Genomic DNA, 10,438 nt, shown 5'->3' on the forward strand with positions numbered 1-10,438 from the left:
GGGTTGGGGTTGTGAGCGGCTGCGGGGCCGTTGTGGCTTGTCGCGCCCCGGCGGCGGGGGCGCTACCAGCCACAACGAACCCGCACCCGCCCACGCACCGAAAACCCTCACACTCCCACCCTCGCCCCGCTGAGGGCAGCGTTCCCCCGGGGAAACAGTTGTGATGCGGCCGGGTAACACCGGCAACGCACTCTGCGGTCATGACCTCGAATACGCGTGTGGTGGTGATCGGCGCCGGCCTCGCGGGCGTACGGCTCGCCCGGCGGCTCGGCGAGCTCGGGCTGCCCGCCGTGCTCATCGGTGAGGAGGAGCACACCCCGTACAACCGGGTCCTGCTCGCCGAGGTGCTGGCCGGACGGTACGCCCCCGAGGTGATCGCCCTGCCCGCACCCGCGGAGCTGATCCGCGCCCGGGTCACCGGGATCGACCGCGAGGACCGGCGGGTGCACTGCTCGGACGGCTCGGTGATCGCATACGACACGCTGGTCCTGGCCACCGGTTCGAACGCGAAGCTTCCGCCCTTGCGGGGACTTTTCACCGCGGACCGGCACGAGCTGCCGGAAGGCGTGCATGCCTTCCGCACGATGGACGACTGCCTGGGCCTGTCCAAGGCCGTACGTCCGGACACCCGTGCCGTCGTCATCGGCGGTGGACTGCTCGGCGTCTCGGCCGCGCGTGCGCTTGCCGCGCGCGGCGCGCAGGTCGTGCTGGCCCAGCAGGCCGAGCGGCTGATGGAACGCCAACTCGATCCGTCGGCATCGAAGTTGGTGCTGCGGCACATGAAGGACCTGGGCGTCGAGGTGCACACCGAGTGCCGCGTACGTGATGTGCGCTGCGTCGGCGGCGCGGTCCGCTCCGTCGAGCTGGCCGACGGGTACGCCCTCGACGCCGACCTGGTGGTGCTGGCCTGTGGCGTACACCCGCGCGTGGGCCTCGCCCAGGACGCGGGTCTCGCCGTGCACAAGGGCGTCATCGTCGACGACGAGCTGCGTACGTCCGACCCGCACATCCGGGCGATCGGCGACTGCGCGCAGCACGAGGGCACCGTCTACGGTCTCGCGACGCCCGCCCTCGAACAGGCCGAAGTACTGGCCGAGCTGCTGGCGACGGGCGACAGCGCCGCTCGCTACACCGGCACCCGTGCCCTGACCCGGCTGACCCTCGCCTCAGGCACCCCGCTCGACCTCGCCGCGTTCGGCGAGCCCACTCCGCAACCCGGCGACGACGTCATCCAGCTCGCCGACGCCACCCGCGGCACCTACCGCAAGGTCGTCGTCCGTGACGACCGCCTGGTCGGCGGGGTGCTCGTCGGCGAACTCGGCACCGTCGGCGCGCTCGCCCGCGCCTGGGAGGGAGCAGAGCCGCTCCCCACGGATGGCGCCCCCCTGCTCCACCTGCTTACCAACGATGGAGGCTCCTGATGTCCACGACCGCTTCTGTGGGGACCGGCCCCCGCCCCACGATCGTGCTCGTCGGCCATGGCATGGTCGGCCAGCGCTTTCTCGAAGCGCTCGCCGAGCGCGGCATGACCGCCACGCACCGCGTGGTCGTGCTGTGTGAGGAGCCACGGCCCGCGTACGACCGCGTCCAGCTGACCTCGTACTTCTCGGGCCGTACGCCCGAGGAACTGTCCATGACGGACATGGAGTTCATCAAGGACCACGGCATCGAGCTGTACGTCGGCGACCCGGCGGAGACCATCGACCGCGAGGCGAAGAAGGTCACCGCCCGCTCCGGTCTCGCCGTCGACTACGACGTCCTCGTACTCGCCACCGGCTCGTACCCCTTCGTACCGCCCGTCCCCAACAAGGACGCCGAGGGCTGCTTCGTCTACCGCACGATCGAGGACCTCCTCGCGATCGAGGAGTACGCGAAGTCGAAGGCGACGACCGGTGCGGTGGTCGGCGGCGGTCTGCTCGGCCTGGAGGCCGCGGGCGCGCTGAAGGGTCTGGGACTCACCTCCCACATCGTGGAGTTCGCGCCGCGGCTGATGCCGGTGCAGGTCGACGACGGCGGTGGCGCGGCCCTGCTGCGCACCATCGAGGAGATGGGCCTGACCGTCCACACGGGCGTGGGCACGCAGGAGATCGTCACCGACGACTCCGGTGCCGTCACCGGCATGAAGCTGTCCGACGGCTCCGAACTCGCCACCGACCTGGTGGTGTTCAGCGCCGGTGTCCGCCCCCGCGACCAGCTGGCCCGCGACTGCGGTCTGACGGTCGGCGAGCGCGGCGGCATCACGGTCGACGAGCAGTGCCGTACGGTCTCCGACCCGCACGTGTTCGCGATCGGCGAGTGCGCGCTGGCCTCCGACGGCCGGGTGTACGGCCTGGTGGCCCCCGGTTACGAGCAGGCCGAGACCGCGGCCGCGACCATCGCCCAGGACGAGGCCGAGTTCACCGGCGCCGACCTGTCCACCAAGCTGAAGCTGCTCGGTGTGGACGTGGCGTCCTTCGGCGACGCGCACGGCACCGCCGAGGACTGCCTGGACGTCGTCTACTCCGACTCCCGCTCGGGCCTGTACAAGAAGCTGGTCATCGGCCGCGACGGCACGCTGCTCGGCGGCATCCTGGTCGGCGACGCGGAGGCGTACGGCACGCTGAAGGCCTTCACCGGCTCGGTCCCGCCGGTCTCGCCCGAGTCGCTGGTGCTGCCCGCCGGCGCCGGGGAGTCCGCCCAGCTCGGCCCGACAGCGCTGCCGGACGACGCGATCATCTGCTCCTGCAACAACGTCCGCAAGGGCACGATCCGCGGCGCGGTCACCGAGCACAACTGCACCACCGTGCCCGAGGTGAAGAAGTGCACCAAGGCCGGTACGACCTGCGGCAGTTGCGTCAAGGTCCTCGGCCAGCTGGTCAACGCCGAGCTGGAGGCGAGCGGCGTCGAGGTCGACAAGGGCCTGTGCGGCTGCTTCTCGCAGACCCGCGAGGAGCTGTACGAGATCGTCCTCGCCCTGCGCATCAACACCTACCAGCAGCTCCTTGACCGCTACGGCCGCGAGGACGCGCGCGGTGGCGACGGCTGCGAGGTCTGCAAGCCGGCGGTCGGCTCGATCATCGCCTCCCTCGCTCCCACGATCGGCGCGGACGGCTACGTCCTGGAGGGCGAGCAGGCCTCGCTCCAGGACACCAACGACCACTTCCTCGCCAACCTCCAGAAGAACGGCTCGTACTCGATCGTGCCGCGGATTCCGGGCGGCGAGATCACGCCCGAGAAGCTGATCGTGATCGGTGAGGTGGCGCGGGACTTCGGTCTCTACACGAAGATCACGGGCGGTCAGCGGATCGACATGTTCGGTGCGCGCGTCGAGCAACTCCCGCTGATCTGGGCACGGTTGGTGGACGCCGGCTTCGAGTCGGGGCACGCGTACGGAAAGGCGCTGCGTACGGTCAAGTCGTGTGTCGGGCAGACCTGGTGCCGTTACGGCGTCCAGGACTCCGTACGCATGGCGATCGACCTGGAGCTGCGCTACCGGGGTCTTCGTTCCCCGCACAAGCTCAAGTCGGCGGTCTCCGGATGTGCGCGTGAGTGCGCGGAGGCCCAGTCCAAGGACTTCGGCATCATCGCCACGTCCAACGGCTGGAACCTGTACGTCGGCGGCAACGGCGGCGCGACACCGCGCCACGCGGACCTGCTCGCGCAGGACCTGTCCGACGCCGAACTGATCCGCCTGATCGACCGTTTCCTGATGTTCTACATCCGCACGGCCGACCGCCTGGAGCGGACCTCGACCTGGCTGGAGCGGATCGAGGGCGGCCTCGACCACGTCCGCGACGTCGTCGTGCACGACTCGCTGGGCATCTGCGAGGAGCTGGAGTCCCTGATGGCCGCGCACGTCGCGAACTACCGCGACGAGTGGGCCGAGACCATCAACGACCCGGAGAAGCTGTCCCGCTTCGTCTCCTTCGTGAACGCGCCCGACACCCCCGACCCCGTCGTCGGCTTCGTCCCCGAGCGCGACCAGATCAAGCCCGACCTGCCGCTGCTGACCATCGGCACCCGTCCCCTGGAAGGAAGCGCCCAGCGATGACCCTCGCTCCCGAGACGACGGCCCTGAAGGTCCAACTCCAGCTGGAGGACAGCTGGTTCACGGTCTGCGACCTGACCGTGCTGATGCCGGGCCGCGGTGTGGCGGCCCTGCTCCCGGACGGCCGCCAGGTCGCCCTCTTCCAGGACCGCGCGGGCCACCTGCACGCCATCGACAACCGCGACCCGTTCAGCGGCGCCGCCGTCCTCTCCCGCGGCCTGCTCGGCTCCCACCAGGGCCGCCCGTTCGTCGCCTCGCCCCTGCTCAAGCAGCGCTTCGACCTGGAGTCGGGGCGGTGCCTGGACGACGAGACGGTGACGGTGGCGACGTACGAGGTGCGGGCCCACTGAACTGACGGGCACGCGTGGAGACGCGCGCACGAGGGCCGTCTTGCCGGAGTCTCCGGCCTTCTGCTCTCCGGGCTCTCTTCCCGCTCTCCGGAGGGCTCAGCGAGTGGCCTCCAGAGGTCTTGGGGGCCGGTGGTCCGAAGCATGGGTGCCGTCTCTGTTCGCGATGCCGTCCCGGTTGGGGGTGCCTGACCGGTTCGAGACGCACGGGAGGTGGACCACCGCGTCGAGGCCGCCGTGCGGGGCGGGGCGGAGGAGTGCCTCTCCACCGCTGGCGTGAGCGAGGCGCTGGACCAGGGCGAGGCCCAGGCCCGTACCGCCCTTGGGGGCGTCGGGGGCACGCCAGAAGCGGTCGAAGGCGCGGCTGCGCTGCTCCTGGGTCATCCCGGGGCCTTCGTCCATGACGTGCAACTCGACTCGGGCGGGGCTCGTCGGGCGGTGGTGCGGGAAGTGGTGGGGGAAACGGCGTTCGTGGTGTGTCTGCCTGCGCAGTTCGATGGAGACCATCGTGCCCGGCGGTGACACGCGCAGCGCGTTGGAGAGCAGGTTGTCCAGGATCTGCTCCACCGCTCCGGGCACCGCCAGCACCTGCCCCGCGTAGTCGCCCGCCAGCGCCAGCCCCACGCCGTGCTGCTCGAACAACGGGGCCCAGGCCCGGTGCCGTTCCACGCACACCCGGTCCAGATCCACTCGCTCACGTTCGGCGGCGCTCTCGTCGAGCCGCGCCATGGCGAGCAGCCCCTCGACCATCCGGGCCAGCCGGTCGGTCTCGGTCATCGCGGCGGTGAGGCTGCCCCGGGCGTGCAGGGCGATGTCGGACTCCAGGTTCTCCAGGCGCAGCCGCAGCGCCGCGAGCGGGGTCTTGAGCTGGTGGGAGGCCTCGCCGGCGAAGGCGCGCTGGGAGGCGAGGAGGTGTTCGAGGCGGGCGGCCGTACGGTTGAACGTGGCCGCGAGGCTGCGTACCTCCGGCGGACCCGAGGTGACCGCCACGGGCGTCGCCTGGCCGCCGTCGGCCAGCCGGTGCGTGGCCTCTTCCAACTGCCGGATGGGACGTCCGGTCCACTTGGCGAACGCGAACCCCAGCGCGGCGACGGCGGTGAGGGCCGCGAGCCCGGTGAACCCCAGCAGCAGCCACACCCGGCGGACGCGGTCGAGGACCATGTCCGTGGGCAGCGTGATCCGCACCGCGCCCTGTGCGCGCTCGGCACCGTGCGCCTTCCCGCCGTGCACGACCGGGGCCGCGACGGAGAGGTAGTTCACCCCGCCGATGGTGGACGTACGGACGTGGGTGGTGACCCTGCCGTCGAGCGCGGCGGCCACCTCGGGTTGCGACGCCAGGCCGCGCTCCTCCTCACCCGACAGCGGGTCGGAGGTGGCCAGCAGGCCGCCGTCCGCGTCGAGGATGACCACCTGCCCGCCGATGCGCTCGGCACATTGCTCGACCCGCTCGGCCAGCTCGCCCTCCCGTCCGGACGCGACGGACAGCGAGGCGAACGCGGACACCGACTCGGCCTCGTCGTTGGCGGAGTTGACGATCCGCTCCCGCTCGGCCCGTGAGTAGACGATCCCCAGCGGGATCTCCAGGCACAGCAGGAGGAAGGCGGCGAGGCTGAGGTAGCTGAGCAGCAGGCGTCGGGTCATCGATACGCCGCCGGTCGGCCGGACTCCGGGTACGCGGTGGGCGGCCGCGTGTGCACCGCCAGCCGGAACCCCACCCCGCGCAGCGTCTGGATCCACGCCGAGTTCCCCAACTTCCGCCGCAGCGTGGCCACATGCACGTCCAGCGTCTTGGTCGGGCCCTCGTAGTGCGGGTCCCACACCCGGTCGAGGATCTGCTGCCGCGAGTACACCGCCCCCGGGTCCTCGGTGAGCAGCGCCAGCAGCTCGAACTCCTTGGGCGTCAACGCCACGGGCGACTCCCCGACCCACACCTGCCGCGTCCGCCGGTCCACGACCAGCGGGCCGGTAGCGCCTTCTTCGGCAGCGGCTTCGGGGGGTGGTACGGGGTCGAAGGCGGGGTCGGGCCCCTCGAAGGAACGAGGGATGTCGAACGAACGCGAGGACTCGGCGGAGCCGGGCCCGTCGAACGAGCGGGAGGACTCCGCCGAGCCCGGCCCGTCGAACGAGCGGTTCGAGTCGAAGGAACCGGCCGAGTCGAAGGAGCGAGTGGTATCGAAGGAGCCGGTCGAGTCGAAGGAAAGGGGGGAGTCGAACGAACTGCCGGTGTCGTCGAAGGAGCCGGTCTCGAAGCTCCGCGGGGAGTCGAACTGCCGGGTGACATCGCCGGATTCGTACGAGGAGGGGGACGGACCGGGCGACGCGGCCCCCGAGTCCCCGGTGAACGACTCGCCACCGAACGACTCACGACCGAGCGAGTCACCGCCGAAGGACTCTCCGCCGGACGACTCTCCCGCCCGCGACCAGGTACCCGACGCCGGTGAGCTCGACACCCCGCTCTCAGGCTCCGCCGCGTCACGCGCCCCGGTCCCGGCGTCCAGGGCGGCATGCGTCCCCGTACCGGACATGCCGTCAGCCTGTGCCCCCGTACCGGAAACGGCTCCGCCGCCGTACGTCCCAGCGACCGGCAGGCCGGCCCCGAGCGATCCCGAGACCGGCAGGCCGGCCCCGAGCGACCCGCCCCCGCTCTCTCCCGCGCCGAACCCACCGCTCGCACCGGGCCCGTAGGCCTCCGCGCCCGGGAACTTTCCACCCGGCCCGTTCCGTTGCGTACGGCGGGTCACCGCCCGCACCCGCGCCACGAGTTCGCGCATGCTGAACGGTTTCGCCAGATAGTCGTCAGCGCCCAGTTCGAGGCCCAGGACGCGGTCGGCCTCCTCGCCCCGTGCGCTGAGGATGATGATGGGGACGTCAGAGGTCTGCCGGATGCCACGGCAGACGTCGATGCCGTCCACGTCCGGCAGGCCCAGGTCGAGCAGGACGACATCGCCGTACGGCCCCCTCAACCCCTCGGCACCGGTGCCGACATGATTCACCGCCAGCCCGAAGTGCCCCAGACCCTCGGCGAGCGGTTCGGCGATCGTGTGGTCGTCCTCGATGAGCAGCACTCGTACGCTCATGCGTTCCCGTCTCTCCGTGAACCGTCAACAGCAACCACGCATCCGGACAGCACGAATTCCGTTGCCGTGGAGCTGACACGGTACAAGAGCGGTCAATGGTACGTCCCGCAGATCCGGGCAATGTGAGCAGTCGCTCAAAATCCGCCCGAACACGCCCCGTTGACGTTCTCTTAGAGCCCCTCTAGGACACCCGGACAAAGTCTGGTCCATTCCTGGCCGCGTTTTAGTGTTCCCCTAACTTTCGTCTGGCACTCGCTCCTCTACGGTGATGGAGACCCGGTCGAACCCACCCATGAACTACCCCCGAACCATCCAAAAACCGCATCTGACCTGGTCGAACAGCGCATACCGAGCTGGCTGCAAGCCATGACCGATCTGGTTGTACGCCATGTCGGACGCGGTGGAAAACCGCTACCGGGAGGAACCGTGAAGGCATTACTGGACCGCGCCCGCTCGTTCAAGCGACGGGTCGACTTCGAAAGCGGCGAATACCGGAAACTGGCCGATGGTCAATCGCCCGAGGCATTGTTCATTACCTGCTCGGACTCACGGGTCATACCCGCCCTGATCACGGGCGCACGGCCCGGAGAAATATTCGAGCTGCAGAACGCGGGCAATATCGTTCCGCCATATGGACAGCCGGGCGCCTCGGGTGAGGCCGCCACTGTCGAGTACGCACTGGAGGTGCTCGGCGTTCAGGACATCGTCGTGTGTGGCCATTCCCACTGCGGCGCGATGAGCGCCATCAGGTCCGGCGACGATCTGTCCAAGCTGCCCGGTGTGGATGCCTGGCTGAACCTGGCCCGGCCGCGGCTGGCGCCGGTACTCGACGGATCCCCGACCGGCCCGTCCCTGTCGGACGTGGTGCAGCTGAACGTCGTCAACCAGCTTGCCGCACTGCGGAGTTACCCGTCGGCACGGCAGCGTCTCGACGAGGGCCGGCTGCGGCTGCACGGCTGGTACTACGAGGTGGACACCGGCCAGGTGCACGAGCTGGACGAGGACGGCCTGTTCCGGGTGCATGCGGCATGAGCGGCACGCACAGGAGGCACGCCAGGGGCCGCGGCGCCGGACCGGACGGCGCGGGCCACACGGCAGGGGTGGACGCGACGGGGCCGACGGGGCGGCACCAGACCGCGCCCGCACCTCAGGACGCGTGGGCGACACCCGGCCCGTCGGACGAGTGGGCGGCCCCCGCGCATCATCAGGACGAATGGCCGGCATCCCCTGGCCCTCCGCGCCACGACGCGTGGGCGACGCCGCCACACCCGGCCGAGCCACCCCGGCCAACGACCCACGCGCCCCACGAACCTCACGCGTCCAGGGGCCCCGATCCCCGTACGGATCCCAAGGCACCCAAGCCGTCCAAGGGACCCAGGACACCCCTGGCCGCGAACCTCTTGAAGGGCTCGAAGGGCTCGAAGTCCCCCAACGCCCCCAAGGTCGACCTGGCCACCGAGATCACGGCATCCCTCGTGGTCTTCCTCGTGGCCCTCCCCCTCTGCATCGGCGTCGCCGTGGCCTCCGGTGTCCCGGCCGAGCTGGGCATCATCTCGGGTGTCATCGGCGGCCTGGTGGTCGGCGCGGCGCGGGGCAGCACCCTCCAGGTCAGCGGCCCGGCCGCCGGTCTCGCCGCCCTGGTCTTCGAGACCGTGGCGGATCTCGGCGTGGCCCAGCTGGGCGTGATCGTCCTCTTCTCGGGCATCCTGCAGATCGTCCTCGGCCTGGTGAAGCTCGGCCGGTTCTTCCAGGCGATCTCCCTGGCCGTCGTCCAGGGCATGCTCGCGGGCATCGGACTGCCGCTGATGTTCAGCCAGGCGTACCCGGCGGCCGACGCCAAGGCCCCCGGCACCCCGCTCGAGAACATGGCCGGGGTCCCGGGACTGCTCGCCGACACCGTCTCGAACCCGCAGGCGATGATCGCGGCCGGCCTCGGCATCCTCACCGTCGTCCTCAGCTTCGTGTGGAAGAAGGTGCCGGGCCCGGTCAAGAAGATCCCGGCCGCGCTCGTGGCCGTGGGCATCGGCATCGCGGTCGCCGCCCTCCCCGGCGTGAACGTGAAGACGCTCCAGGTCGGCAACCTGCTGGCCTCCGTCAACCTGCCCGGCGCGGAGGAATTCGCGGGCCTGGCCGACCCCGCCGTCATCACGGCGATCCTCACGTTCACCGTGATCGCGTCCGCGGAGTCGCTGTTCACCGCGGCCGCCGTCGACCGTATGCACGACGGACCGCGCACCCGCTACAACCCCGAACTCATCGCCCAGGGCGCCGGCAACACGGTGGCGGGCATCCTCGGCGCGCTGCCCATCACGGCGGTGGTGGCCCGCAGTTCGGCGAATGTCCAGGCCGGCGCCAAGACCCGCCTCTCCCGCACCCTGCACGGCCTGTGGCTCCTGGCCTTCGCCCTCCTGCTGCCGCAGGTCCTGGCCCTGATCCCGATCTCGGTCCTCGCGGGCGTGCTCATCCACAGCGGCTGGAAGCTCTTCGCGCCCGAGGAGTTCCCGAAGATGTGGCGCCAGGACCGGGGCGAGTTCGCGGTCATGACGATCACCACGCTGGTCATCGTGGCGACGGCCCTGCTGGAGGGCGTCCTCGTCGGCCTCGCCGCCGGCATCGTCCTGGCCGCCGTGCGCATGTCGCAGACGGTCATCAAGCAGCACATCGAGGAGGACACGGCGAAGGTCGTCATGGCGGGCAACGCCACCTTCCTGCGCCTGCCGCAGGTCATCGAGGCCCTGGAGGCCGCCGCCGAGGCCGGCAAGCCGCGCATCCGCCTCGACCTGAAGGGCGTCACCCACCTGGACCACGCCTGCCGCAACCAGGTCGAGGAGTTCGTCACCCAACAGCGCGGCAAGGGCCTGCGCGTGGAACTCCTGATGCCGGGCCCGGCGAAACACACGGCCAGCGGCACGAAGGCCCCCACCGCACCGGAGGCGTCGCGCACCATCCGAACCGACGACCCCCTGCCCCAACGCCCACCCACCTCC

General features: G+C 70.7%; 7 protein-coding genes and 1 pseudogene. 5 read left to right on the forward strand and 3 right to left on the reverse strand.

From position 1 onward, the window contains the following. Nucleotides 1–200: 200 nt before the first annotated feature. The 3 genes from G5C60_RS47020 to nirD are packed head-to-tail and all read left to right on the forward strand — an operon-like array spanning nucleotide 201 to nucleotide 4,377. On the forward strand, nucleotides 201–1,421 hold the full coding sequence (locus G5C60_RS47020; protein ID WP_165269826.1) for an NAD(P)/FAD-dependent oxidoreductase: 1,221 nt from the start codon (nucleotides 201–203) through the stop codon (nucleotides 1,419–1,421). Then, nucleotides 1,421–4,030: a nitrite reductase large subunit NirB gene (gene nirB / locus G5C60_RS47025; protein WP_165269828.1), complete on the forward strand. Its 2,610-nt coding sequence runs from the start codon at nucleotides 1,421–1,423 to the stop codon at nucleotides 4,028–4,030. The genes G5C60_RS47020 and nirB overlap by 1 nt, the downstream gene beginning before the upstream one ends. Further along, nucleotides 4,027–4,377 (forward strand): nitrite reductase small subunit NirD, encoded by a 351-nt coding sequence (nirD, locus tag G5C60_RS47030; RefSeq protein ID WP_165269830.1) that lies wholly within the window; start codon nucleotides 4,027–4,029, stop codon nucleotides 4,375–4,377. Before nirB ends, nirD begins: the two co-directional genes overlap by 4 nt. A gap of 96 nt (nucleotides 4,378–4,473) precedes the next feature. Here nirD and G5C60_RS47035 read toward each other — a convergent pair whose 3' ends face one another. From G5C60_RS47035 to G5C60_RS47045, 3 genes and pseudogenes are all read right to left on the reverse strand, one after another. Next, entirely contained in the window at nucleotides 4,474–6,015 is a 1,542-nt protein-coding gene (locus G5C60_RS47035; protein WP_165269832.1) for a sensor histidine kinase, read from the reverse strand. Beyond that, nucleotides 6,012–6,899, reverse strand: coding sequence for a winged helix-turn-helix domain-containing protein (locus G5C60_RS54395; RefSeq protein WP_241267583.1), 888 nt, complete (start codon nucleotides 6,897–6,899; stop codon nucleotides 6,012–6,014). Before G5C60_RS54395 ends, G5C60_RS47035 begins: the two co-directional genes overlap by 4 nt. A gap of 159 nt (nucleotides 6,900–7,058) precedes the next feature. Beyond that, nucleotides 7,059–7,451 (reverse strand): annotated as a pseudogene (locus G5C60_RS47045) (response regulator transcription factor); the annotation flags it as partial. 426 nt (nucleotides 7,452–7,877) lie between these two features. Between G5C60_RS47045 and G5C60_RS47050 the strand changes: the two are divergent. Then, nucleotides 7,878–8,483, forward strand: coding sequence for a carbonic anhydrase (locus G5C60_RS47050; RefSeq protein ID WP_165269834.1), 606 nt, complete (start codon nucleotides 7,878–7,880; stop codon nucleotides 8,481–8,483). 368 nt (nucleotides 8,484–8,851) lie between these two features. Next, a partial coding sequence (locus tag G5C60_RS47055) for a SulP family inorganic anion transporter (protein WP_241267582.1) occupies nucleotides 8,852–10,438 on the forward strand: 1,587 nt, incomplete at its 3' end.

It is taken from the genome of Streptomyces scabichelini, assembly GCF_011045015.1.
GTDB classification, from domain to species: domain Bacteria; phylum Actinomycetota; class Actinomycetes; order Streptomycetales; family Streptomycetaceae; genus Streptomyces; species Streptomyces scabichelini.